This is a genomic window from Streptomyces herbicida (genome assembly GCF_032656585.1).
GTDB lineage: Bacteria > Actinomycetota > Actinomycetes > Streptomycetales > Streptomycetaceae > Streptomyces > Streptomyces herbicida.
Genome location: NZ_JAUYWJ010000005.1, coordinates 125,625 through 147,892, shown reverse-complemented (window position 1 = coordinate 147,892; position 22,268 = coordinate 125,625). Strand labels below are relative to the sequence as shown.

At 72.2% G+C, this 22,268-nt stretch carries 21 protein-coding genes and 2 pseudogenes; 12 read left to right on the top strand and 11 right to left on the bottom strand.

Features of this window, described 5'->3' with window-relative positions:
* The first annotated feature begins 10 nt into the window (after positions 1-10).
* Positions 11-1,144, top strand: a complete 1,134-nt coding sequence (locus tag Q8A52_RS12940) for a methyltransferase (RefSeq protein WP_316751290.1) — start codon at positions 11-13, stop codon at positions 1,142-1,144.
* 21 nt (positions 1,145-1,165) lie between these two features.
* Here Q8A52_RS12940 and Q8A52_RS12935 read toward each other — a convergent pair whose 3' ends face one another.
* Together Q8A52_RS12935 and Q8A52_RS12930 are read right to left on the bottom strand one after the other, a co-directional pair.
* Positions 1,166-2,011, bottom strand: a complete 846-nt coding sequence (locus Q8A52_RS12935; RefSeq protein WP_316751288.1) for a class II fructose-bisphosphate aldolase — start codon at positions 2,009-2,011, stop codon at positions 1,166-1,168.
* A gap of 23 nt (positions 2,012-2,034) precedes the next feature.
* Positions 2,035-2,916 carry an SIS domain-containing protein gene (locus tag Q8A52_RS12930; RefSeq protein ID WP_316751286.1) on the bottom strand — a complete coding sequence of 294 codons (882 nt, stop codon included), beginning with the start codon at positions 2,914-2,916 and terminating at the stop codon, positions 2,035-2,037.
* Positions 2,917-3,038: 122 nt separating this feature from the next.
* On the opposite strand from Q8A52_RS12930, the gene Q8A52_RS12925 reads away from it, so the two are divergent.
* Complete coding sequence (locus Q8A52_RS12925) at positions 3,039-3,818, top strand: DeoR/GlpR family DNA-binding transcription regulator (RefSeq protein WP_316751284.1); 780 nt, start codon at positions 3,039-3,041, stop codon at positions 3,816-3,818.
* A gap of 17 nt (positions 3,819-3,835) precedes the next feature.
* Here the strand turns inward: Q8A52_RS12925 and Q8A52_RS12920 are convergent, their stop codons facing one another.
* Both Q8A52_RS12920 and Q8A52_RS12915 read right to left on the bottom strand, forming a co-directional pair.
* Positions 3,836-4,231: a luciferase domain-containing protein gene (locus Q8A52_RS12920; protein WP_316751282.1), complete on the bottom strand. Its 396-nt coding sequence runs from the start codon at positions 4,229-4,231 to the stop codon at positions 3,836-3,838.
* A gap of 554 nt (positions 4,232-4,785) precedes the next feature.
* Entirely contained in the window at positions 4,786-5,757 is a 972-nt protein-coding gene (locus tag Q8A52_RS12915) for an NHL repeat-containing protein (RefSeq protein ID WP_316751278.1), read from the bottom strand.
* A gap of 242 nt (positions 5,758-5,999) precedes the next feature.
* Here Q8A52_RS12915 and Q8A52_RS12910 point away from each other — a divergent pair, with 242 nt between their 5' ends.
* From Q8A52_RS12910 to Q8A52_RS12895, 4 genes and pseudogenes are all read left to right on the top strand, one after another.
* Positions 6,000-7,190, top strand: coding sequence for an MFS transporter (locus tag Q8A52_RS12910; protein WP_316751277.1), 1,191 nt, complete (start codon positions 6,000-6,002; stop codon positions 7,188-7,190).
* A 76-nt stretch (positions 7,191-7,266) separates the two neighbouring features.
* On the top strand, positions 7,267-8,709 hold the full coding sequence (locus Q8A52_RS12905; protein ID WP_316751274.1) for a basic amino acid/polyamine antiporter: 1,443 nt from the start codon (positions 7,267-7,269) through the stop codon (positions 8,707-8,709).
* A 33-nt stretch (positions 8,710-8,742) separates the two neighbouring features.
* Positions 8,743-9,242: pseudogene (locus Q8A52_RS12900) on the top strand (arginine deiminase family protein); the annotation flags it as partial.
* A 79-nt stretch (positions 9,243-9,321) separates the two neighbouring features.
* A pseudogene (locus tag Q8A52_RS12895) lies at positions 9,322-10,056 on the top strand (maleylpyruvate isomerase family mycothiol-dependent enzyme).
* 10 nt (positions 10,057-10,066) lie between these two features.
* Here Q8A52_RS12895 and Q8A52_RS12890 read toward each other — a convergent pair.
* Positions 10,067-10,459: a MarR family winged helix-turn-helix transcriptional regulator gene (locus Q8A52_RS12890; protein WP_316751272.1), complete on the bottom strand. Its 393-nt coding sequence runs from the start codon at positions 10,457-10,459 to the stop codon at positions 10,067-10,069.
* Positions 10,460-10,544: 85 nt separating this feature from the next.
* On the opposite strand from Q8A52_RS12890, the gene Q8A52_RS12885 reads away from it, so the two are divergent.
* The gene (locus Q8A52_RS12885) at positions 10,545-12,035 is read left to right on the top strand and encodes an MFS transporter (RefSeq protein WP_316751271.1); all 1,491 of its coding nucleotides are present in this window, start codon (positions 10,545-10,547) and stop codon (positions 12,033-12,035) included.
* Between the two features lie 73 nt (positions 12,036-12,108).
* A complete protein-coding gene (locus Q8A52_RS12880; protein ID WP_316751270.1) occupies positions 12,109-12,393 on the top strand; it encodes a DUF6332 family protein in 285 nt (94 codons plus the stop codon).
* On the opposite strand, the gene Q8A52_RS12875 is transcribed toward Q8A52_RS12880, so the two are convergent.
* The 3 genes from Q8A52_RS12875 to Q8A52_RS12865 form a co-directional block, all read right to left on the bottom strand.
* A complete protein-coding gene (locus Q8A52_RS12875; RefSeq protein ID WP_316751269.1) occupies positions 12,354-13,019 on the bottom strand; it encodes a response regulator transcription factor in 666 nt (221 codons plus the stop codon). The two genes, Q8A52_RS12880 and Q8A52_RS12875, sit on opposite strands and share 40 nt — an antisense overlap.
* Positions 13,016-14,254: a sensor histidine kinase gene (locus Q8A52_RS12870; RefSeq protein ID WP_316751266.1), complete on the bottom strand. Its 1,239-nt coding sequence runs from the start codon at positions 14,252-14,254 to the stop codon at positions 13,016-13,018. Before Q8A52_RS12870 ends, Q8A52_RS12875 begins: the two co-directional genes overlap by 4 nt.
* A 91-nt stretch (positions 14,255-14,345) precedes the next feature.
* Entirely contained in the window at positions 14,346-15,023 is a 678-nt protein-coding gene (locus tag Q8A52_RS12865; protein ID WP_316751264.1) for a TetR/AcrR family transcriptional regulator, read from the bottom strand.
* Positions 15,024-15,172: 149 nt separating this feature from the next.
* On the opposite strand from Q8A52_RS12865, the gene Q8A52_RS12860 reads away from it, so the two are divergent.
* A complete protein-coding gene (locus Q8A52_RS12860) occupies positions 15,173-16,216 on the top strand; it encodes a medium chain dehydrogenase/reductase family protein (RefSeq protein WP_316751262.1) in 1,044 nt (347 codons plus the stop codon).
* A 24-nt stretch (positions 16,217-16,240) separates the two neighbouring features.
* Here the strand turns inward: Q8A52_RS12860 and Q8A52_RS12855 are convergent, their stop codons facing one another.
* Positions 16,241-16,948, bottom strand: a complete 708-nt coding sequence (locus tag Q8A52_RS12855; RefSeq protein ID WP_316751260.1) for a TetR/AcrR family transcriptional regulator — start codon at positions 16,946-16,948, stop codon at positions 16,241-16,243.
* A 153-nt stretch (positions 16,949-17,101) separates the two neighbouring features.
* Here Q8A52_RS12855 and Q8A52_RS12850 point away from each other — a divergent pair, with 153 nt between their 5' ends.
* Positions 17,102-17,551: a nitroreductase family deazaflavin-dependent oxidoreductase gene (locus Q8A52_RS12850; protein WP_316751258.1), complete on the top strand. Its 450-nt coding sequence runs from the start codon at positions 17,102-17,104 to the stop codon at positions 17,549-17,551.
* Here the strand turns inward: Q8A52_RS12850 and Q8A52_RS12845 are convergent.
* A complete protein-coding gene (locus Q8A52_RS12845; RefSeq protein ID WP_316751256.1) occupies positions 17,541-18,800 on the bottom strand; it encodes a geranylgeranyl reductase family protein in 1,260 nt (419 codons plus the stop codon). The genes Q8A52_RS12850 and Q8A52_RS12845 overlap by 11 nt on opposite strands.
* A gap of 133 nt (positions 18,801-18,933) precedes the next feature.
* Here Q8A52_RS12845 and Q8A52_RS12840 point away from each other — a divergent pair, with 133 nt between their 5' ends.
* Positions 18,934-20,289, top strand: a complete 1,356-nt coding sequence (locus Q8A52_RS12840) for a dipeptidase (RefSeq protein WP_316751255.1) — start codon at positions 18,934-18,936, stop codon at positions 20,287-20,289.
* A 62-nt stretch (positions 20,290-20,351) separates the two neighbouring features.
* On the top strand, positions 20,352-21,068 hold the full coding sequence (locus Q8A52_RS12835) for an MBL fold metallo-hydrolase (RefSeq protein WP_316751253.1): 717 nt from the start codon (positions 20,352-20,354) through the stop codon (positions 21,066-21,068).
* Positions 21,069-21,107: 39 nt separating this feature from the next.
* On the opposite strand, the gene Q8A52_RS12830 is transcribed toward Q8A52_RS12835, so the two are convergent.
* Positions 21,108-22,151, bottom strand: a complete 1,044-nt coding sequence (locus Q8A52_RS12830; protein ID WP_316751251.1) for an NUDIX hydrolase — start codon at positions 22,149-22,151, stop codon at positions 21,108-21,110.
* Between the last annotated feature and the right edge of the window lie 117 nt (positions 22,152-22,268).

The following is a 22,268-nucleotide window of genomic DNA, read 5'->3' as shown; positions in this document are numbered from 1 at the left end:
GAGCGATCGCATGACGACTGCGTGGGGCGAGTTCGAGCTGTCCCGCTTCCCCGAGGATCCACGCGACCGGCTGCGTGCCTGGGACGCCTCCGACGCGTATCTGCTGCGGCATCTGGCCCAGGAGCGGATCCCGCAGTCCGGCACGGTCGTGGTCCTCGGCGACCGTTGGGGTGCGCTGGTCACGGCGCTTGCGAAGCACGGGCCGGTGCAGATCACCGACTCCTTCCTCAGCCAGGAGGCGACCCGGGCGAACCTCGCGCGGGCCGGCGTCGAGCCCGGTGCCGTACGGCTCCTCACCACCCAGGATCCCCCGCCGGACCGCGTCGACGTCCTGCTGGTACGCGTGCCGAAGAGCCTGGCGCTCCTGGAGGACCAGCTGCAGCGGCTGGCGCCCGCCGTGCACGAGGGCACGGTCGTCGTGGGCACCGGGATGGTGAAGGAGATCCACACCTCGACGCTGGAGCTGTTCGAGCGGATTCTCGGGCCGACCCGGACCTCCCTCGCGGAGCAGAAGGCCCGGCTGATCCTCTGCACCCCGGACCCGGCGCTGGAGCGCTCCGCCAATCCGTGGCCGTACAGCTACGCCCTCCCCGAGGGCATCGGGGCGGTCTCCGGGCGAACCGTCGTCAACCACGCGGGCGTGTTCTGCGCCGACCGGCTGGACATCGGCACGCGGTTCTTCCTCCGGCATCTGCCGGGCGGCCACGGCCCGCGCCGGGTCGTGGATCTGGGGTGCGGCAACGGAGTCGTCGGTACGGCGGTGGCGCTGGCCGATCCGGCGGCCGAGGTGCTGTTCGTGGACGAGTCGTTCCAGGCCGTGGCGTCGGCGGAGGCCACGTACAAGGCCAACGGGGTGCCGGGGCACGCGGAGTTCCGGGTCGGGGACGGGCTGGCGGGGGTGGCGGCCGGCAGCGTGGACATCGTCCTCAACAATCCTCCGTTCCACTCCCACCAGGCGACGACGGACGCGACGGCGTGGCGGATGTTCACCGGGGCGCGGCGCGCGCTGCGGCCGGGTGGCGAGCTGTGGGTGATCGGCAACCGCCACCTGGGCTACCACGTGAAGCTGCGGCGCCTGTTCGGCAACAGTCAACTGGTTGCCTCCGACCCGAAGTTCGTGGTGCTCAGGGCCGTCAAGCGGTAGCGGCCGGACGCTGCCTGCCGGCTAGCCGAGCACCCTGATGATCCGTGCCACCTCCCGTGCCATCGCCTCCCGCCCCACGCTGAGGTACGTGCGCGAGTCGACCGCCTCGGGATGGGCGGCGAGGAAGTCCCGGATCGCGCCGGTCATCGCCATGTTGAGGGCGGTGCCGACGTTGACCTTGGCGATGCCGCCCGCGATGGCCGCGACGAGTCCCTCGTCCGGCACGCCCGAGGAACCGTGCAGGACGAGCGGAACGGGCACGGTGGCGGACAGCCGTTTGAGGAGTTCGTGGTCGAGGGCGGCCGTGCGGGTCGTCATGGCGTGGACGCTGCCGATGGCGACGGCCAGGGCGTCGACGCCGGTGTCCGCGACGAAGGCGGCGGCCTGGGCGGGGTCGGTGCGGGCTCCGGGGGCGTGGGCGTCCAGCGGCGGCCGGCCCTTTCCGCCGATCTCGCCCAACTCCGCTTCGATCCACAGCCCTTGTCCGTGCGCCCAGTCGACGGCGGCGCGGGTCGCGGCAAGGTTCTCGGCGAACGGAAGCCGGGCCGCGTCGTACATCACCGAGCTGAAACCGGCGTCGGGCGCCTGGCGCAGCAGGTCGTCGCTCTGGACGTGGTCGAGGTGCAACGCGACCGGCACACAGGCGCGTTCGGCGGCGACCGCGGCCGCACGGGCCAGCGGGAGCAGCCGTCCGTAGCGGAACTTGACGGCGTTCTCGCTGACTTGCAGGACGACCGGCGCCCGGGCCGCTTCGGCTCCGGCGATGACGGCCTCGACGTGTTCGAGCGTGATGATGTTGAAGGCGGCGACGGCCGAGCGTGCCTCGGCGGCGCGGGTGACGAGCTCGCCGGTGGGTGCGAGGGGCACGGTTTCTCCTCCCGGGTCGTGGGTCAGGGGGCGAGGATCACCGAGCGGGTGAGGTGGCGGGGCCGGTCGGGGTCGAGGCCCCGGCGGGCGGCGACGGCCACCGCGAGGCGCTGGGCGCGGACGAGTTCGGCGAGCGGGTCGAGCGAGCCGTCGACCCACAACCCGCCGGTGGCACGCACCTGTTCGGCCAGTCCGTCCGGCGCCTGGCCGAACATCCAGGTCGCCGTCCCCCGGGTGGTGATGCTGATGGGGCCGTGCCGGTACTCCATCGCCGGGTAGGCCTCGGTCCAGGACAGCGAGGCCTCGCGCATCTTCAGCGCGGCCTCGCTCGCCAGTCCGACGGTCCAGCCGCTCCCCAGGAAGGTGAACTGCGTGCAGTCGACGAGCCCTTCGGGCAGCGGGCCGGCCAGCGCGGCGCGGGCGTCGGCGGCGACCGTGCCGGCGTGCAGGCCGAGGTGGGCACGGAGCAGGGTGAGCGCGCTGGTGGCGAACCGGGTCTGCACGACGGAGCGTTCGTCCGCGAAGTCCAGCACGACGACGTCGTCGGCGGCCGTCATCACGGGGGTGTCCGGGTCCGCGGTCACCGCGGTGGTGCGGGTGACCCCCTTCAACTGTCCGAGCAGGTCGAGCACTTCGGTGGTGGTGCCGGAGCGGGTGAGGGCGACGACACGGTCGTACGGGCGCCGGTACGGGAACTCGGACGCGGCGAAGGCGTCCGTCTCGCCCTGCCCCGCCCCTTCACGCAGTGCCGCGGCCGCCTGCGCCATGAAGTACGAGGTGCCGCAGCCGACGATCGCGACCCGCTCCCCCGGTCCCGGCAGCGCCCGGCCGCTGTGCGCCGCCTGTTCGGCCGCCCGTATCCAGCACTCGGGCTGGCTGTTCAGCTCGTCCTCGACATGGGTCATGCCGTGCCCCTCCCCTGGCTGATTTTTCTTGCAAGATATAGCCATCTTTCAATCACAATCAAGCATTCGACCCAGGACGGGGTGCGCTAAGGTCGCGGAAGATCGAGGAACGGAGGCCCCGGATGTCGCGCGACGCCCGCTGGAAGGCGCTGCTGGAACTGCTCGTGGAACGCGGCCGCCTGGAGGTCGAGGAGGCGGCGGCGGAACTGTCGGTGTCGGCCGCGACCATCCGCCGCGACTTCGACCAGCTCGCCGAGCAGCAGATGCTGGTGCGCACCCGGGGCGGTGCGGTCGTGCACGGGGTGTCGTACGAACTGCCGCTGCGCTACAAGACGGCCCGCCACGCCTCCGAGAAGCAGCGCATCGCCAAGGCGGTGGCGGACCTGGTCGCGCCGGGCGAGGCGGTGGGCCTGACCGGTGGTACGACCACGACCGAGGTGGCCCGGGCGCTGGCCGTGCGCGCCGACCTCGCCTCGGGCTCACCGGCGCTGACCGTCGTCACCAATGCGCTCAACATCGCCAACGAGCTCGCCGTACGGCCCCAGTTCAAGATCGTGGTGACGGGCGGGGTCGCGCGTCCGCAGTCGTACGAGCTGATCGGCCCGCTGGCGGACGGTGTGCTCGGCCAGATCACACTCGATGTGGCGGTGCTCGGGGTGGTGGCCTTCGACGTCACCCACGGCGCGGCGGCGCACGACGAGGCGGAGGCCGCGATCAACCGGCTGCTGTGTGAACAAGCCGAACGAGTGATCGTCGCGGCCGACTCGAGCAAGCTGGGCCGGCGGGCGTTCGCCCGGATCTGCGCGGCCGAGACGGTGGACACACTGGTCACGGACACGGCGGTGGGGCCCGAGACCGTGCGCCGGTTCGAGGAGGCGGGGATGCGGGTCGTCACCGTGTGACGCCCCGGCGCGCCGCGTCAGATGCCGCCGGGATCCGCCCGGACGAACCCCGCGCCCCGCTGGTCGTTGCAGCCCGTTTCGAACCGGCCGACGGGGTCCGGCCAGACCTGCTGGGCCTGGAGCGCGACGCTGACCAGGGTCATCAGCAGATCGACGTCGCTCGCGGCGTCGAGGCGTATGGTCACCCACTGCGAACCCGGGACGATCCGGATCGCCCCCGAACCCCTGAGGTCCCTGGCGAAGCGCCGGATGGCACGGTCCGTCAGATGCAGGTCGACATCCCGGTCCGAATGGAAGTGGGCGATCTCGCCCCGGTCCGAGCTGAGCGCCTGTCCCAGGCCGCAGCTGGGTACGGCCTGTCTCAGGTCCGGCCAGGTCGCCAGTTGCGTGAGGGCACGCGAGGCCAACGTCATGGGCCCATCATGGCCCGCTCACCCTTCCGCAACCAGCACGTGAGCAAGCATTAACCGACCTGTATCCGTGGTCTGTCCGAAGACGCACCACCGGAGAATCGGGCCCGTGTGTTCCCGGAGCAGGCGCTTCGGCATGTTTTGGCCGCCCCGGCGGGGCGAGCGGGTGGCCGGAAGACGACGGCAATCGCCGCCGGGAGGCGGGTGTTCGAGTCCGACGACGGCCCGGCGGTCGCGCACGGTTGACCGGATGACAACTCCGTACGGCTCGGACAGCATCGATCGGCTGTGCCCAAGCCACTTCGACGGAGGTACGTCACGTCCACCGACCCCGCGCTCCAGCCGCGCAATCTCCCCTGGTCCGCCGTCGATCCGGGGCGCACCCCCTCCGCTGGGACGAGGAGGAGGATGTACGGCTGGACGAGGTCGGGCCGCTGCCCGTCGCACGGTGTGCGGACGATCCAGACGGCGCGGCCGACCTGGCGGCGCCTTGGTGACCGTCCCGATCCGGGCGACGCGCCGACCGGCGGCCCGTGACACGCACCGGCCGCCGACCGTCAGCCGGCCCGCCACGGCAGACGGGCCAGGACCAGATTCGGGTCCCGCATGCTGACATACGCCGCGCTGGGCACATAGACAGTGCGGTCACGTACGGCCACGGAGGTCGGATCGGCCAGGCCGTCCTTTCGCGCGAGCACGATCGACCGGGTGCCGTCCGGTCGCACCAGGGCGACCTGGCCGGTGGCGGTCAGGGCCGCGAGTACCGTGTGCCCGCGGCCGGTGAAGGCGAAGTCGTCGATCCCGCGCAGCCCGGTCGCCCTGGTCTCGATCGCGGCCGCCGAGTCGTCCGGCCGAACCGGGATGCGCAGCAGCGTCCCCCGGTCGCTGTTGGACACCCATACGGCGTGGCCGTGGACCTTGATGCCGTTGGCGCCGAAGCCGCCCGAGGGGGCGCGGGACGGGGCGAGCGCGGGGACCTTGGCCCATTTCGTGGCGGCCCCGCCCGCCTGCGGGACGCGCCAGACGGTGCCCAGCACCGAGTCGGCGGCGTAGAGCACCCCTCGGTGCTCGTCGAGGGCGAGCCCGTTGGGCAGTCCGTCGGCCGGGAGCTTCGCGATCTGCTTGGCTGTGCCGCCGTCGCGCGTGATGCGCCAGATGCCGGTCTTGCGGGTCCCGGTCGCATAGGTGACGTAGAGCGTGCCGTCGTGGGCCCGGGCGATGCCGAGGATCACGGCGCTGTGGACGATGGGGGTGTTCGAGTTCCTGACCTCGGGCAGGGTCGCGAGGATCCGTGTGCGGCCGTCCGGGGTGACATTGGCGACCTGCCGGGCGAAGGCGAAGGCCAGATCGGCGGAGCCGTCGCGTTCGAGCGCGATGTTCTCCGGCGTCTGCCCGGCGGCGAAGTCGAAGCGGGCGACGACATGGGCGTCCGACCGCGCCGGCTCACCGCCCGACGCGGGGGCCGATGCGAGCACGCTGACGGTGACGGCTGCCATGGCGGCGCCGGCCAGGCGTGGAAGACGGGGCATGGAAACCTCTCTTCGAACAGGACATGAGCACCGGCACACGGGCCCGGACCACGATGAGGGTGCGCAGGGGAGCGGCACCGGCAGCCGGGGCCGGAGGGTCGCCCGCGCGGGCCACGCCATGGGGCTGCTTGCCGCACACATGGATGACGGCGCCTGCGCCCGGCCGTGCCCTTGCCCGGCCTTCGGCACCCCCCTAGGGTGACTTTGTGCCGCTAATAAACAAAACCCGATCGCACAATGTCGTGCCGGGCAGCGACCTCACGCGTCTGCGTGTCGCCCTCACCATGTTCTTCGCCCTGGACGGCTTCGTCTTCGCCGGCTGGGTCGTTCGCATCCCGGCCATCAAGGAGCAGACCCACGCCTCGGCCACCGGGCTGGGCTTCGCGCTCCTCGGCGTCTCGGCCGGCGCGGTGATCACGATGATGCTCACGGGACGGCTGTGCCGCCGTTACGGAAGCCACCCGGTGACCGTTGCGTGTGCCGTCCTCCTCTCCCTCAGCGTCGCGCTGCCACCGCTCACCCACTCGGCGCCCGCGCTCGGCGCCGTGCTGCTGGTGTTCGGGGCGGCGTACGGCAGCATCAACGTCGCCTTCAACAGCGCGGCCGTCGACCTGGTGACCGCGCTGGGGCGGCCGGTCATGCCCAGTTTCCACGCCGCGTTCAGCCTGGGCGGCATGACCGGGGCGGGAGTCGGCGGGCTGGTCGCGGGGTCCCTCTCCCCCACCCGCCATCTGCTCGGCCTCACCCTGGTCGGCCTGCTGGTCACCGCCGTAGCGGGACGCACTCTGCTGCGCGAGCGGGCCCCGGTTCCGCCGGACCGGCCCCGGCTCCCGGACAACACCCCGCCCCGGCCCCAGTCCCAGCACGACACCCCGCGCGCGGATCGCCGTACGCGCGGGCTTGTCCCCGTCTTCGGCCTGATCGCACTGTGCACGGCGTACGGCGAAGGCGCCATGGCCGACTGGGGTGCGCTCCACCTCGAACAGGACCTCGACGCCTCAGCCGGCCTCGCGGCCGTCGGGTACTCGTGCTTCGCGCTGGCCATGACCGTCGGACGGCTGACCGGCACCGCGCTGCTCGAACGCCTGGGCCGCACCCGGACCGTCGTCGCCGGAGGCGGCACCGCGGCGGCCGGCATGCTGCTCGGCTCACTCGCCCCGTCCGTGTGGGCGGCACTGATCGGGTTCGCCGTCACCGGACTCGGCCTCGCCAATCTCTTCCCGGTCGCCGTGGAACGGGCAGGTGCCCTGGCCGGCCCCTCCGGCGTCGCGATCGCTTCCACCCTGGGCTACGGCGGCATGCTCCTCGGGCCGCCCGCGATCGGTTTCATGGCCGACCGGTTCTCCCTGCCGACCGCGCTCACCAGCGTCGCGGCACTGGCGGCGGTGGCGGCCCTGATCGGCGCCACCACTCGCCGTGCGGCATCGGACTGACCCCACGTCAGCCCGGCGGACACATCTCGCCCAACAAAACGTGCAGAGGCTCCGTGCATGACCCAGCGTGGTCATCATGGCCCAGGCTCAGTCGACCGAGGCGCCCGGCTCCGCACCGCCCGCGGCCAAGCTGACGCTGCCCACACTGACCGCGATGGTCGTCGGCTCCATGGTCGGCGCCGGCGTCTTCTCGCTGCCCCGGCGCTTTGCCGAGGAGGCCGGTGTCGCCGGTGCCGTGATCGCCTGGGTGGTCGCGGGCGCCGGCATGCTGATGCTGGCCCTCGTCTTGCGGACCCTCGCGCTGCGGCGGCCCGACCTCGACGCGGGCGTGTACGCCTACGCCAAGGCGGGCTTCGGCGAGTACCTGGGCTTCTTCTCGGCGTTCGGGTACTGGGCGAGCGCCTGCGTCGGCAATGTGACGTACTGGGTGCTGATCATGTCGACGGTGGGCGCGGTGTGGCCGGCGCTGGGCGAGGGCGACACGATCGTGGCCGGCGCCCTGTCCACGGTCGGCCTGTGGGGGTTTTTCCTGCTGATCCGCCGAGGCGTCATGGAGGCCGCGTCGATCAACAGGATCGTCACGGCGGCGAAGGTCGTCCCCATCCTGGTCTTCATCGTCCTGGCCCTCCTCTACTTCGACGCGGGCGTCTTCGCCGCCAACTTCCACGGCGCCGCCTACACCGGTTCACTGTTCGACCAGGTCCGCGGCACCATGCAGGCGACGGTGTTCGTGTTCCTCGGGGTGGAGGGCGCCAGCGTCTACTCCCGGCACGCCAATCGGCGCGAGGACGTCGGCCGCGCGACCCTGCTCGGGTTCCTGAGCGTCTTCTGCGTCTTCGCCTCGGTGACGATCGTGTCGTACGGGATCATGCCCATGAGCGAGATCGCCCAACTGCGCCGGCCATCCATGGCGGGCGTCCTGGAGCACGCGGTCGGCACCTGGGGCGGGGTCTTCGTCGGCGTCGGGCTGATCATCTCGGTCCTCGGAGCGTATCTCGCCTGGACGCTGATGGCCGCCGAGGTGCTGTTCGTCGCGGCCAAGGACGACGACATGCCGCGCTTCCTGCGCCGGTTGACCGCGGACGACGTGCCCGTACCCGCGCTGCTGCTGACGACGCTGCTGTCCCAGGCCGTGCTGATCATCACGCTGTTCTCGCAGGACGCCTTCACCTTCGCGCTCGATCTGACGAGCACGCTGCCCCTGATCCCGTACCTGCTGGCGGCGGCCTTCGCGGCGAAGACCGCCGGGCTGCGACAGACCCGGCGACGCCGCACCGGGGAGTTGGTGGTCGGCTCCCTCGCCACGCTCTACACGGCCCTCCTCCTCATTGCGGCGGGGCCGAAGTTCCTGCTGGTGTCCTTCATCGTCTATGCCCCCGCGACCGTCCTGTTCGTAATGGCCCGCCGGGAACAGGGCCGCCGGCTCTTCTCGGAGCGCGAGCGCGTCATCCTCGCCGTCTCGGTCGCCGGAGCGGTCCTCGGGATCCTCGCCCTGGCGCTCGGCTGGATCAGCCTCTGACCTCCCGGACGTACGCAAGGCGCCCCGTGACCAGTACCAGAGGCGCTGTTCGACCAGGGTGCCGCCGTGCATGTCATCGTCGCCGGTATGCCCAGGCTGCGCTCCGCGATGCACCTCGACAGGTGTTCACCTTCGCCGACCGCGACCTGGTCACCCTGCATCCGACGATCATGGAGGCCGTCCACACCTCCTCCCTGCGCCCCGGCGACCGGGCGCCCGGCATCGAGCTCACCGACGAGGCCTCGACCCCCTTCGTCGACGTGGTCGCCAAGGCACTCGGACTGCCGAGGCTGCGGACCGTGGAGACCGGCGGCGACGTGTACGCCTCCGAGCGCCCGCACTGGGACAGCGGCAACAACGCGGTGGCCCTGGAGCCGGGCGTGGTGTTCACCTACGACCGCACCACCCACACCAACACCCCGCTGCGCAAGGCCGGTATCGAGGTCAGCACCATCGGGGGCGCCGAGCTGGGCCTGGGCCGGGGTGGCGGACCCTGCACGACCTGCCCGGTCGTGCGGGGCCCGGTCGCGTTCCGACGCCGCGCCCGCGGGCCGAGGACCGGCATCGCCGGCGCAGCTGGATCCGGTCGTTCCATACGGCACACTCACCTGCATGGATACTGCCGACTTCCTTCAGACCCTGGACCGGGAGGGCCGGCTGCTGGCCGCGGCCGCCGAGGTGGCGGGGACCGATGCCAAGGTGCCGACCTGCCCGGAGTGGCAGGTGCGCGACCTGCTGCGGCACACCGGCGCGGTGCACCGCTGGGCCGCCGGGATCGTCGCCGACGGGCACACCGCGCCGCGCCCGTTCGGTGACCTCCCGGACCTCGACGGCGCCGAGCTGGTGGCCTGGTACCGGGACAGCCATGGCCGCCTGGTCGACACCCTGGCCGCGGCACCGTCCGACCTGGAGTGATGGACCTTCCACCCCGCCCCCTCCCCCTCGCCGCTGACCTTCTGGACCAGGCGGCAGGCCCACGAGACGACCGTGCACCGCTATGACGCGGAGTCCGCGCGCGCCGGGGCTCCGTCCCCGGTGGCGCAGGGCTTCGCGGTGGACGGCATCGACGAGTTGCTGCGCGGCTTCCACGCCCGCTCCAGAAGCCGGCTGCGCACGGACGGGCCACGCGTACTGCGGCTGCGCGCCTCGGACACCGGGGACGTGTGGACCGTACGGCTGTCCGCGGAGCCGCCCGTGACCACGCGGGCCGAGTCCGGCGTGGCGGAGGCCGAACTGTCCGGCCCGGCCGACCAGTTGTACCTCGCCCTGTGGAACCGGGTGCCGCTGCCCGAGGTGACCGGTGACGCTTCGCTCGCCGCGCTGTGGCGGGAGAGGTCCGCCATCTGACGGCGGCCGGTCAGCCCGTCAGCATCCGGGTCAGTACCGCGCGCTGCACCGGCAGCACCTCGCCGTGCAGCGCGCGCCCCTTCTGCGTGAGCGCCACCCGCACGCCCCGCCGGTCCTCCGCACACATGGCCCGGTCGACCAGACCGTCCTTCTCCAGTCGGGCGATCAGCCGGGACAGGGCGCTCTGGCTGAGATGCACCCGCTCCGAGATCTCCTGGACGCGATAGGCGCAGCCGCCGTCCGCCGCGCAGCCCTCGGCGAGCAGGTCGAGCACCTCGAAGTCGCTGGCGCACAGGCCGTGTCCGTGCAGTGCGCGGTCGAGCTCGCACTGGGTGCGGGCGTGCAGCGCCAGGATGTCCCGCCACTGGTCCACGAGCGCCTGCTCGGCATTCTTCGCCGCCATGGCCGCACCGTAGCAGAGAAATGAATTCATTGCATCGGCATTAAATGCACTTGCATTCGATGCATATGCATGTAGTGTCCTCGGCATGACCACTCCGCTCACCACCCCCGCGGCCCCGTCGCCGGCGGTTCGCTGGACTCCCCGGCTGTGGGGCACCCTGCTGGTGCTCTGCGCCGCGATGTTCCTCGACGCGCTCGATGTGTCGATGGTCGGCGTCGCCCTGCCGTCCATCGGTTCCGACCTCCAACTCTCCACGTCGACGCTGCAATGGATCGTCAGCGGCTACATCCTGGGATACGGCGGGCTGCTCCTCCTCGGCGGCCGCACCGCCGACCTGCTGGGCCGGCGTCAGGTGTTCCTGGTGGCCCTCGGCGTCTTCGCGCTCGCCTCACTGCTCGGCGGCCTCGTGGACTCGGGTCCGCTGCTGATCGCCAGCCGTTTCATCAAGGGCCTGAGCGCGGCGTTCACGGCTCCCGCGGGCCTCTCGATCATCACCACGACCTTCCCCGAGGGCCCGCTGCGCAACCGCGCCCTGTCCATCTACACCACCTGTGCGGCCACCGGTTTCTCCATGGGCCTGGTGCTCTCCGGCCTGCTGACCGAGGCCAGTTGGCGGCTCACCATGCTGCTGCCGGCCCCCGTCGCGCTGCTCGCCCTGCTCGCCGGGCTCAAGCTGCTGCCGCGCACCACGCGCGAGCGCGACCACGCCGGCTATGACATCCCGGGCGCCGTCATCGGCACCGCGTCGATGCTGCTGCTCGTCTTCACCGTGGTCCAGGCGCCAGAGGCCGGCTGGGCATCCGCCCGCACCCTGCTGTCGTTCCTCGCGGTGGCCGTGCTGCTGACTGTCTTCGTCCTGGTCGAGCGGCGCGCGCCGAGCCCGCTGATCCGGCTCGGCGTGCTGCGCTCCGGCAGCCAAGTACGTGCCCAGCTCGGCGCGGTGGCCTTCTTCGGGTCGTACGTCGGATTCCAGTTCCTGACCACGCTGTACATGCAGTCGCTGCTCGGCTGGTCGGCGCTGCACACCGCGCTGGCCTTCCTGCCCGCGGGCGCGCTGGTGGCGGTGTCCTCGACGAAGGTCGGCCCGGTCGTCGACCGGTTCGGCACACCGCGGCTGATCGCGGTGGGCTTCGCGCTGATGGTCGTCGGGTACGCGCTGTTCCTGCGCGTCGATCTCGACCCGGTGTACGCGGCCGTCGTGCTGCCGTCGATGCTGCTGATCGGCGCGGCCTGCGCGCTGGTCTTCCCGTCGCTCAACATCCAGGCCACCAACGGCGTCGAGGACCATGAGCAGGGCATGGTCTCCGGTCTGCTCAACACCTCGGTCCAGGTCGGCGGCGCGATCTTCCTGGCGGTCGTCACGGCCGTGGTCACCGCGGGCGCCCCCGACCGAGCGACCCCGCAGGCCGTGCTCGACAGCTACCGGCCCGGGTTCATGGTGGTCACGGGCATCGCCGTGGCCGGGCTGCTCATCACGCTCACCGGTCTGCGCGGCCGCCGCACGCAGCCCTCGATCGTGGTCGCGAGGTCCACCGTGGAGGAGGCTCAGGCGGAGCCGGTACCGGTCCGCGACTAGGGGGACGCCTCCGAGTGTGCGCCCGGCGGGGTTTCGCTTGCCCCGCCGGGCGCACCGCTGTGAAACTGCCCCAATGGACGGATACGGGGGACGGCGCACCAAGGCCGAGCAGGACGCGGCGACGGTCGAGGTCGGGTACGCGGTGGTGAGCGCGACTTTCGCCGCGGCGGTGGTCTTCGGGGCCGTCGCCGGACCGGCGTTGCTCTTCGATCTGCCGGACCTGCCGGCCGCATTGCTGCTTCGCTCGGGTCTGGCGCTGGCGGCGGGCGTCGGCGTCGCGCGGGTCGTGTCCGTGCTGGTCCGCTTCCGCCGGGGGCCTCAGCCCAGCCAGCCGGGCCGCACCAGCCCCGACTCATAGGCCAGCACCACGAGTTGGGCCCGGTCGCGCGCTCCCAGCTTCACCATCGTGCGACTCACATGGGTCTTCGCGGTGAGGGGGCTGACGACCAGGCGGCGGGCGATCTCCTCGTTGGACAGTCCGATGCCGACCAGGGCCATCACCTCCCTTTCCCGCTCGGTGAGTTGGGCCAGTGCGTCGGCGGCCGCCGGCTCCTTGGAACGGGCCGCGAACTCGGCGATCAGCCGACGGGTCACCCCCGGCGAGAGCAGTGCGTCGCCCTCGACCACCGCCCTTACGGCGCGCACGAGTTCGTCCGGCTCGGTGTCCTTCACCAGGAAGCCGGAGGCGCCCAAGCGGAGCGCCTCGAAGACGTACTCGTCGAGTTCGAAGGTGGTGAGCATGACCACCTTCACGTCCTTCAGCTCCGGCGCACCGGTGATGCGGCGGGTGGCGGCCAGGCCGTCCAGGAACGGCATGCGGATGTCCATCAGGACGACGTCGGGGCGCAGTTCGCGCACCTCGCGCACGGCCTCCTCGCCGTCGGCCGCCTCACCGGCCACCTCGATGTCCGGCTGGGCGTCCAGCAACGCCTTGAAGCCGGCCCGCACCAGTGACTGGTCGTCGGCGAGCAGTACACGGATCACCGGTCGTCCTCCTTGACCTTCACCTTCAACGGCAGTACGGCGAGCACCCGGAAGCCCCCGTCGGGACGCGGGCCCGCCTCGATCGTGCCACCCAGCGCGGCGGCCCGTTCCCTCATCCCCGCCAGCCCGTTCCCGCTGCCGCCCGCGTCCTCGCCGGTCGCGGGCCCGTCGTCGTCGATCCGCAGCCGCAGCACGCCGTCGTCGTCCTCGAAGCACACGCGCGCGTGCCGCGAGCCGGAATGCCGTACGACATTGGTGAGCGCCTCCTGGACGATGCGGAACGCCGCGAGGTCGGCGCCCGGCGGGAGGCGCGGCGGCTCGCCCTCGACGTCGACCGTGAGGCCCGCGCCCGCCGCCTGTTCCACCAGCTCCGGCAGCCGGTCCAGGCCGGGCGCGGGGGCGCGCGGCGCGGCACCCGGGGCACGCAGGGTGTCCAGGACCTGCCGCACCTCCCCGAGCGCCTCCTTGCTGGCGGCCTTGATGGTGGTGAGCGCCTCGCGTGCCTGCTCCGGATCGGTGTCGAGGAGGGCGAGACCGACACCCGCCTGCACATTGATGACCGAGATGCTGTGGGCCAGGACGTCGTGCAGCTCACGGGCGATCCGCAGCCGCTCCTCGTCCGCACGCCGACGGGCCGCCTGAGCGCGGTCGGCGCGCTCCCGGGCCCACTGCTCCCGCCGTACCCGGGCCAGTTCGGAGACCGCGACGACGGCCACCACCCAGGTCGCGATGACGATCTCCTGGTTGAGGCTCGCGCCCTCGTCGCCCGGCGGCGGAAGCCAGCGGTAGAGCCAGAGCGTGATCAGGGCGTGTCCGGCCCAGAGCATCCCGACCGACGCCCAGGCCGCGAGACGGTGGCCCGCGACGACGGCGCTGAAGCAGCCGACGGCGACGGTCAGGAAGATCGGTCCGTACGGGTAGCCGGCGCCCAGGTAGACCAGAGCGGTCGTGGCCGTGCCGAACGCCACGAACGCGGGGTACCGCTGCCGCCAGAGCAGCAGCCCCGAGGCCACGACCAGCAGCACGCGCGCGTAGCCGTCGAGCGGCACGCGATGGTGCTGCTCGTGCGCGGCGAAGTTCGAACCGAACACCACGAAGACCATGAGCGGCAGGGTGGAGCGCCACGGCAGGCGCGCGCGGCCGTGCTCCACGTCGCCGTCCGGGTGGTGCCACCACGGGGGCCCGTATCGCCACCACTGTGGCGGGCCGTGCCCGCGCACGCGCTGCTCTGCCATGTCCGCCACGCTAGACGTCCGCGGTCCGCAAGGACGTCAGCCGGGCGAGGTGATCACACGTACTCCCCGGGGAGTACGCCCGCCGGCGTGATCAGTGACCGCCCGCCAGCTCGTCCACCTCGGCGGCGAACAGCAGCTCGGGGTCGAATCCCATGCCGGTGAAATGGCCCGCGAGCTCCAGCGAGAGGTGCCCGTGCAGACGGGTCCAGCACACCAGCGCCCGGTGCAGGGCCGCGGGCGGGGCCGGGTGGCCCGCCGCCCACTGCCGGTGGTCCGCGAGGTGGGCGTCGAAGGCGTCGCGGCGGTGGGCGTCGAAGGCGTCGGGTCCGTGGGCTTCGGCCCCCGCGGCCACGCACACGTCGAGCAGCGCGGCCATGATCTCCTGGGCGATCGCCGTGATGTCGTCGGGGGCGTGATAGCCGGGGACCGGCGTGCCGTAGACCAGGAAATATCGCTGCGGGTCCGCGAGCGCCCAGCGGCGCAGCGCGTGCGCGAGACCGGGCAGGCCGCCGTCCGAGTCGGCGGCGGCGCGGAAGGTGTCCGCCAGGCTGCGGTAGGCGTCGCGGATCAGCTCGGTGATCAGTTCGTCCCGGCCGCCGAAGTACCGGTAGAGAGCCGGGCCGCTCATGCCCAGCTCCTTGGCGATGGCGTTGAGGGAGAGCCCCGTCGCTCCCGCCGTGCCGATCTGTTCCCAGGCCCGCGCCTTGATCTCCGCACGCACCTGGCTGCGGTACCGCTCGCGAGGGCTCGCCGCGCCTGCCATCGCCATCACGCTCCTCTCCGTCAGGTTCGTTTCAAGCTATCACTGTGGCGATAGCCAATAACAGACGTTCTCGCGAGGGCTTGACACTCACGCTATCGACCGTCATGTTAGTTATAGCTTCTAACGCAAACGAGTGGCTCTAAACGGAGGTCGTCATGGGAAGCACGGAACTCGTCGAGGTCGTCCTGCCGGGAACGGTCGAACCGGAGGAGCTCCAGTTGCGGCGCCGGGACGTACCGGCCGCGGGCACCGGGCAGATCGTGGTCCGGGTGGAGGCCACCGGGGTCTCCTTCGCGGAGCAGCAGATGCGCCGCGGCCGTTACTACGACCAGCCGCCCTTCCCGTTCGTGCCCGGCTACGACCTGGTCGGCACGGTGCTGACGGCCGGTCCCGGTGTCGCTCCCGGCCTCGTCGGCAAGCGGGTGGCGGCCCTGGTGAAGGTGGGCGGCTGGGCCAGCCATGTGGTGCTCGACGCCGCCGACGCGGTGGAGGTACCGGCCGGCATCGACGCGGCGGAGGCGGAGACCCTGGTGGTCAACGGCATCACCGCCTGGCAGATGCTCCACCGCAAGGCCCGTGTGCGCAGCGGCGGGACGATCCTGGTCCACGGGGCCAACGGCGGTGTCGGCACCGTCCTGGTCCAGTTGGCACTGGCGGCCGGCCTGAAGGTGATCGGTACGGCGTCGGCCCGCCATCACGACGCGCTGCGCCAACTGGGCGTGACTCCCGTCGACTACCGCACCGAGGACATCCCGGCCCGGGTCCGCGAACTCGCCCCCGGCGGGGTCGACGCCGTCTTCGACCACGTCGGAGGCCGCAGCGTGATCGACTCCTGGCAACTGCTCGCACCCGGCGGCACGCTCGTCTCCTACGGCAGCGCCGCGACCCGGGACGACACGGGCTCCAAGCAGTGGCCCGTCCTGAAGATCCTCGGCCGGGTGTGGCTGTGGAACGCGCTGCCCAACGGCCGCCACGCGTACTTCTTCAACGTCTGGGCCGGCCGCGCCCTGAGCAAGGACCGCTTCCGGTCCCGCCTGGGCGCAGACCTCACCGAGGTGTTCCACGCCCTCCAGCGCGGCGAGGTCACCGCCAGGATCGCCGCCCGGCTGCCGCTCACGGACGTCGCGGAGGCCATGCGGCTGGCCGAGTCCGGCACGGTGGCCGGCAAGGTCGTCCTGATCCCGCGGGAGCAGGACTAGTCGGCGCCGGCCGGGACCACGGGACTAGTCGTGCGGAGCATGGGGGAGGACCAGGCCCACACCGTGGGCGAGCCGGGCCGCCGCGTGCCGGAAGAACGCCTCACGGTCCTCCACCACCCTGCTGAACTGCCCGAACAACTCGAACCCGACCAGGCCGTACAGCTGCGCCCAGGCCGCGACCAGGGCCACGATCACCTCCGGAGGCAGGTCGGGGGCCAGGTCGGCGGCCATGCGCCGGGCCTCGGGCTCCAGCTCGGCGGGCAGCGGCGTACGGGCCACACCGCGCCGCTCGTACGTCTCGCGGACGACGCCGATGAGCAGGACACCCACCCGGGACGCGGGCGGGATGGTCGCCTCGGGTGCCGCATAGCCGGGCACCGGCGAGCCGTAGATGAGCGCGTACTCGTGCGGCTGCGCGAGCGCCCAGCGGCGCACCGCCTCGCACACGGCGACCCAGCGCTCGGCGGGGGCGGCGTCCCGGACCTCGGCCGCGGCGGCCTCGGCGGCCTCGCCGAGGGAGTCGTACGCGTCGATGATGAGCGCGGTCAGCAGGTCGTCGCGGCTGGGGAAGTAGCGGTACAGCGCGGAGGAGACCATGCCGAGCTCGCGCGCCACGGCCCGCAGCGACAGCTTGGCCGCACCCTGAGCCGCCAGCTGTCTGCGCGCCTCGTCCTTGATGGCCGCGGTCACTTCGATCCTGGCCCGCGCGCGGGCGCCTCCTGCTTTGGTCATGGGAAGCAGTCTGCCACGAAGCGAGAGCACTGCACACAAAAGAGAGCACCGCTCTTGCACTGGAGCGCCCGGCGGGTGCACACTCATCTCGAACGAGAGCACTGCTCTCGCAAACAGTGAGAGCGCCCGCTCTCCCATCCGCAGGGGGTCGCCATGTCCACGCACGTCAAGAAGCCCGGCTGGTTCACCGTCAACGTCTTCAACCGCTTCGTCGCATGGCTGACCCGTCGCGGCGTCAGCGTGTGGGGCTCCCGGGTCCTGGCGGTGCGCGGCCGCAAGAGCGGCGAGTGGCGGACCACCCCCGTTAACCTGCTGACCCTGGACGGGCAGCAGTACCTGCTCGCCCCGCGCGGCCACGTCCAGTGGACGCACAACATGCGCGCGGCCGGCGGCGGTGAGCTGCGGCTGGGCAAGAACGTGGACGTGTTCACCGCGACCGAGATTCCCGACGAGGACAAGGTCCCGCTCCTGCGCGCCTACCTGAAGCGCTGGAAGGCCGAGGTCGGCATCTTCTTCGACGGGGTCGGCCCCGACTCCCCCGACGCGGAGATGCGCCGTATCGCCCCCGACCACCCGGTCTTCCGGATCACGGTCACGAGCTGACCGTGTCCCCCGAGGGCGAGGGCGTGGCCGGGGCCATGGCTTGGCGCCGGTCCAGCGCGGTCAGGGCGCGCTGGGCCATGGGGTGGGTGCGGACGAGCTCGCCCAGGGACGTCGAGCCCCGGGTGATGTCCTTGAAGGCGTTCCATGCGGGGCGGAAGCTCGTCAGCGCCGCATGGAACAGGCCGGGACGGCGCTCGAACACCGCCAGCAGCCGCCTGCCGACGCTCATCTCGACGCCCAGCCCCGCCTTGATCGCGAACGCGTAGTTCAGGGCCTGGCGGCGGGTGTCCACGGCGTCGTGGGCCTCGGCGATCCGGACCGCCCACTCCCCCGCGAGCCGCCCCGACCGCAGCGCGAAGGAGATGCCCTCGCGGGTCCACGGCTCCAGCAGCCCCGCCGCGTCACCGCAGACGAGCACCCGGCCGCGGGACAGCGGCGAGTCGTCGGCCCGGCAGCGGGTCAAGTGGCCGGAGGAGATGCTCGGTTCGAAGCCGGCGAGGCCCAGCCGGGCGACGAAGTCCTCCAAGTACCGCTTGGTGGCGGCGCCTTCGCCGCGCGCCGAGATCACACCTACCGTGAGCGTGTCCCCCTTGGGGAAGACCCAGCCGTAACTGCCGGGCATCGGGCCCCAGTCGATGAGGACCCGTCCCTTCCAGTCCTCCGCGACCGTCTCGGGCACCGGGATCTCCGACTCCAGGCCGAGGTCGACCTGCTCCAGCTTCACCCCGACGTGCGCTCCTATGCGGCCGGCGCTGCCGTCGGCGCCCACCACCGCCCGGGCCAGCAGCGTCTCGCCGCCCTGCAGCACGACGGCGACCGTGCGCCGGTCCGGCACCGCCGAGCCGTGCTGCTCGACCCGCGACACCGTGACGCCCGTACGCAGCTCGGCACCCGCCTTCTGCGCGTGCTCGACCAGCTGCTGGTCGAACTCGGGCCGGTTGATCAGCCCGAAAAGCATCTGCTTGGAGCGTCGGGTACGGGTGAAGCGTCCGTTGTTCGAGAAGGTGACCGCGTGCACCCGGTCCCGGAAGGGCAGCTCGAAGCCGGGCGGCAGCGCGTCGCGCGAGGGGCCGATGATGCCCCCGCCGCAGGTCTTGTAGCGGGGCAGCTCGGCCTTCTCCAGCAACAGCACGCGCCGTCCCGTGACCGCAGCCGCGTAGGCCGCCGAGGCCCCCGCGGGGCCCGCGCCCACCACGACGACGTCCCACACCCGCTGCACGCCGTCCGCCGAAGAGTTTTCGCTGCTCACGATGGTCTGCTGCTCCGATCACGCCGTCTGCCGCCCCTGTCCCCCGCATCCTACGGCGGAGGTCGCCGCAGGCCGCTGTGGGAGGATCGGGTCTACCCAGAGGTACAACGTCGCACCCACAAGGAGCGTGCCCATGTCGTCGAATCCGGTCGCCGAGACCGTCGCCTCGCTGCTGCCCAGGGCGAAGGCGGAGCTCACCGAGCTGGTGGCCTTCAAGTCGGTGGCGGACTTCGACCAGTTCCCGAGGAGCGAGAGCGAGGGCGCCGCGAACTGGATCGCCGACGCGCTGCGCGCCGAGGGCTTCGAGGACGTGGCCCTGCTCGACACCCCGGACGGCACGCAGTCGGTGTACGGCCACCTCCCCGGCCCGGAGGGTGCCAAGACGGTCCTGCTCTACGCCCACTACGACGTGCAGCCGCCGCTGGACGAGTCCGCCTGGACCACCCCGCCCTTCGAGCTGACCGAGCGCGACGGCCGCTGGTACGGCCGCGGGGCCGCCGACTGCAAGGGCGGCGTGCTCATGCACCTCCTCGCGCTGCGCGCCCTCAAGGCGAACGGCGGCGTCCCGGTCCACATCAAGGTGATCGCCGAGGGCTCGGAGGAGATGGGCACGGGCGGCCTGGAGCGGTACGCCGAGCAGCACCCCGAGCTGCTGCGGGCCGACACGATCGTGATCGGCGACGCGGGCAACTTCCGCGTCGGCCTGCCGACGGTCACCACCACGCTGCGCGGTATGACCCTGCTCCGCGTGCAGATCGACACCCTCGAGGGCAATCTGCACTCCGGCCAGTTCGGCGGTGCCGCCCCGGACGCGCTGGCAGCGCTGGTCCGCGTCCTGGACTCGCTGCGCGCCGAGGACGGCTCGACGACGGTCGACGGGCTCGACCCCGAGACCCGGTGGGAGGGGTTGGAGTACACCGAGCAGCAGTTCCGCACCGACGCCAAGGTGCTGGACGGCGTGGGGCTGATCGGCAACGGCCCGGTCGCCGACCGCATCTGGGCCAGCCCGGCCGTCACGGTCATCGGCATCGACTGCCCACCGGTCGTCGGCGCCACCCCGTCCGTGCACTCGAGCGCCCGCGCCCTGGTCAGCCTGCGGGTGCCGCCGGGTGTCGACGCGGCCGAGGCCACCAAGCTGCTCCAGGCGCACGTGGAGGCGCACACGCCGTGGGGCGCCCGGGTGCGCACCGAGCAGGTCGGTCAGGGCCAGGCGTTCCGCGCCGACACCGGCAGCCCGGCGTACCAGGCGATGGCGGACGCGATGGGGGTCGCCTACCCGGGCGAGACGATGCAGTACGCCGGTCAGGGCGGCTCCATCCCGCTGTGCAACACCCTCGCGGGCCTCTACCCGGAGGCGGAGATCCTGCTCATCGGCCTGAGCGAGCCCGAGGCCCAGATCCACGCGGTCAACGAGAGCGTCTCCCCCGAGGAGCTGGAGCGGCTGTCGGTGGCCGAGGCCCTGTTCCTGCGGAACTACGCGGCGGGCTGAACCTCTCTGCCCACAGCAGAGGGCCCTCGCCCGCGGGCGAGGGCCCTCCCTACGGTCGGCGCATGGACGTCCTCGAACTCCTTCCCCGTCTCCATCTCCTGCGCTTCCCGGTCGGCCAGGCCTATCTCTGGCGCGACGGCGACGAGTTGACGCTGATCGACGCCGGCCCGATCGGCTCCGGCCGGCTGATCGCCGACGCGGTCCGGGCCCTCGGGCGAGCCCCGTCGGACGTACGCCGGATCGTGCTCACCCACTTTCACGAGGATCACGCGGGCGGGGCGGGCGAGTTGGCCGCGCCGACCGGCGCCGAGGTGCTGGCTCACAGGCTGGACGCGCCGTTCGTCAGGGGTGCGGCACCCGGCCCACCGCCGGTCTTCGAGGACTGGGAGCTGCCGATCCACGCCGAGGCCGCGAAGCATCTGCCCAGGGGCGATCCGGAACGCCCGGAGCGGGTCACCGAACTGTCCGACGGCGATGTCCTCGACTTCGGCGACGGAGCCCGTGTCGTCCACGTCCCGGGTCACACCGACGGCAGCATCGCCCTCCAACTACCTGAGCACGGGGTGCTGTTCACGGGGGACGCGGTGGCCGCGGCACCGGTGACCGGGTCGGTGATGCCGGGGATGTTCAACCTCGACCGGGATCGGGCCGTCGCCTCCTTCCACCGGTTGGCGGACCTGGACGCGGACCTGGCCTGTTTCGGCCACGGCGATCCTGTCACCGGTGGGGCTTCGGCGGTGCTGCGCAAAGCGGCGGACACCTACGCAAGTCCGCACTGACCCTGGGCTCTGCCACTACCGCGCCGGAGCCATCCGGTCTCAGCCGACCGGAACGCCCGCCTCCAGATACAGCGCGGCCCCGCGCTCACGTGCCCGCAACGCCCAGCACAGCCGCTGGTAGCGGACTGGCGGCAGCAGGTCGGCGGCCTCCTGCTCGGTGACGAAGCGCCAGTCGCGCAGTTCGGGACCCGGCAGCAGCAGCCGGCCGGTCTCGGCCGAGTCGAGCCGGCCGCCGTCGAAGAGCAGCCGCAGGCCGCCGAAGCCCGGGGGCACCGGCTGCTCCCAGTCCACGACGAGCAGCCGCGGCACGTCCTCCAGCCGAATCCCGGTCTCCTCGGCAACCTCGCGCATGCCGGCACGCGCCGGGGCCTCGCCGCGCTCGACCACCCCGCCCGGGAACTCCCAGCCGGGCTTGTAGGTGGGGTCGACGAGCAGCACACGGTCCTGTTCGTCGAAGAGGAGCACGCCCGCGGCGAGGGTCTCGGCGGTGGGCTCCGGGGTCTGCACGATGTCGCAAGCGGCGACGGCACCGCTGCTGACGGCCTCGGCGATGCGGACGGCCGTCTCGTACGGGGTGAGGGCACCGGTGTCGACGGGGTGGGCGTCGGCGGTGAGCCAGGAGGCGAGCGCGGCGCGGTACGGCTCGATGTGGTCGTACGCCCACTGCCGTTGCCGCAACTCGCCGTCGGGGAGGTCCGGCGGGACCTCCCGTCCGGCTATTCGCTCCCGCAGGATCGTTTCCGCCGGGGCGAGCAGGATGTGCCGGACGGTGATGCGGCGCGCGGCGAGGCCGCCGAAGATCTCGTCGCGGTACTCCTGGCGCAGCAAGGTCATCGGGACCACCAGGGTTCCGCCGAGCTCGGCGAGCATCGCTGCTGCGGTGTCGATCACGAGTCGCCGCCAGATCGGCAGGTCCTGGAAGTCGCCGACCTCGGCGAGGTGCTTGGGCGGGAGCAGGTGTGTGAGCGCTCCGCCGATGACCTCCGGGTCGAAGAGCGTGCTGTTCGGGATCAGTTCGATCAGTTCCCGTGCGGTGGTGGTCTTCCCCGCACCGAACGCGCCGTTGATCCAGACGACGGTCACGGACTCCCCCTCTTCTGTTGGCCCCCTGTGGCTTGCCCGCTCCACACTGCCATGGAAACCAGCCCCAGCTGAGGGCGTGCGAACGGGGCGCCGGCGCCCCGCGACGGGGCCCCGGCA

Excerpts from the sequence above, each read along its gene's own strand:
- Q8A52_RS12925 (WP_316751284.1), top strand. The coding sequence starts at position 3,039 with ATGTCGCGCGACGCCCGCTGGAAGGCGCTGCTGGAACTGCTCGTGGAA.
- Q8A52_RS12865 (WP_316751264.1), bottom strand. The coding sequence starts at position 15,023 with ATGGCGATGGCAGGCGCGGCGAGCCCTCGCGAGCGGTACCGCAGCCAG.
- Q8A52_RS12915 (WP_316751278.1), bottom strand. The coding sequence starts at position 5,757 with ATGCCCCGTCTTCCACGCCTGGCCGGCGCCGCCATGGCAGCCGTCACC.
- Q8A52_RS12840 (WP_316751255.1), top strand. The coding sequence starts at position 18,934 with ATGTCGTCGAATCCGGTCGCCGAGACCGTCGCCTCGCTGCTGCCCAGG.
- Q8A52_RS12940 (WP_316751290.1), top strand. The coding sequence starts at position 11 with ATGACGACTGCGTGGGGCGAGTTCGAGCTGTCCCGCTTCCCCGAGGAT.
- Q8A52_RS12885 (WP_316751271.1), top strand. The coding sequence starts at position 10,545 with ATGACCACTCCGCTCACCACCCCCGCGGCCCCGTCGCCGGCGGTTCGC.
- Q8A52_RS12855 (WP_316751260.1), bottom strand. The coding sequence starts at position 16,948 with ATGACCAAAGCAGGAGGCGCCCGCGCGCGGGCCAGGATCGAAGTGACC.
- Q8A52_RS12905 (WP_316751274.1), top strand. The coding sequence starts at position 7,267 with ATGGCCCAGGCTCAGTCGACCGAGGCGCCCGGCTCCGCACCGCCCGCG.
- Q8A52_RS12890 (WP_316751272.1), bottom strand. The coding sequence starts at position 10,459 with ATGGCGGCGAAGAATGCCGAGCAGGCGCTCGTGGACCAGTGGCGGGAC.
- Q8A52_RS12880 (WP_316751270.1), top strand. The coding sequence starts at position 12,109 with ATGGACGGATACGGGGGACGGCGCACCAAGGCCGAGCAGGACGCGGCG.
- Q8A52_RS12920 (WP_316751282.1), bottom strand. The coding sequence starts at position 4,231 with ATGACGTTGGCCTCGCGTGCCCTCACGCAACTGGCGACCTGGCCGGAC.
- Q8A52_RS12835 (WP_316751253.1), top strand. The coding sequence starts at position 20,352 with ATGGACGTCCTCGAACTCCTTCCCCGTCTCCATCTCCTGCGCTTCCCG.
- Q8A52_RS12850 (WP_316751258.1), top strand. The coding sequence starts at position 17,102 with ATGTCCACGCACGTCAAGAAGCCCGGCTGGTTCACCGTCAACGTCTTC.
- Q8A52_RS12860 (WP_316751262.1), top strand. The coding sequence starts at position 15,173 with ATGGGAAGCACGGAACTCGTCGAGGTCGTCCTGCCGGGAACGGTCGAA.
- Q8A52_RS12870 (WP_316751266.1), bottom strand. The coding sequence starts at position 14,254 with ATGGCAGAGCAGCGCGTGCGCGGGCACGGCCCGCCACAGTGGTGGCGA.
- Q8A52_RS12930 (WP_316751286.1), bottom strand. The coding sequence starts at position 2,916 with ATGACCCATGTCGAGGACGAGCTGAACAGCCAGCCCGAGTGCTGGATA.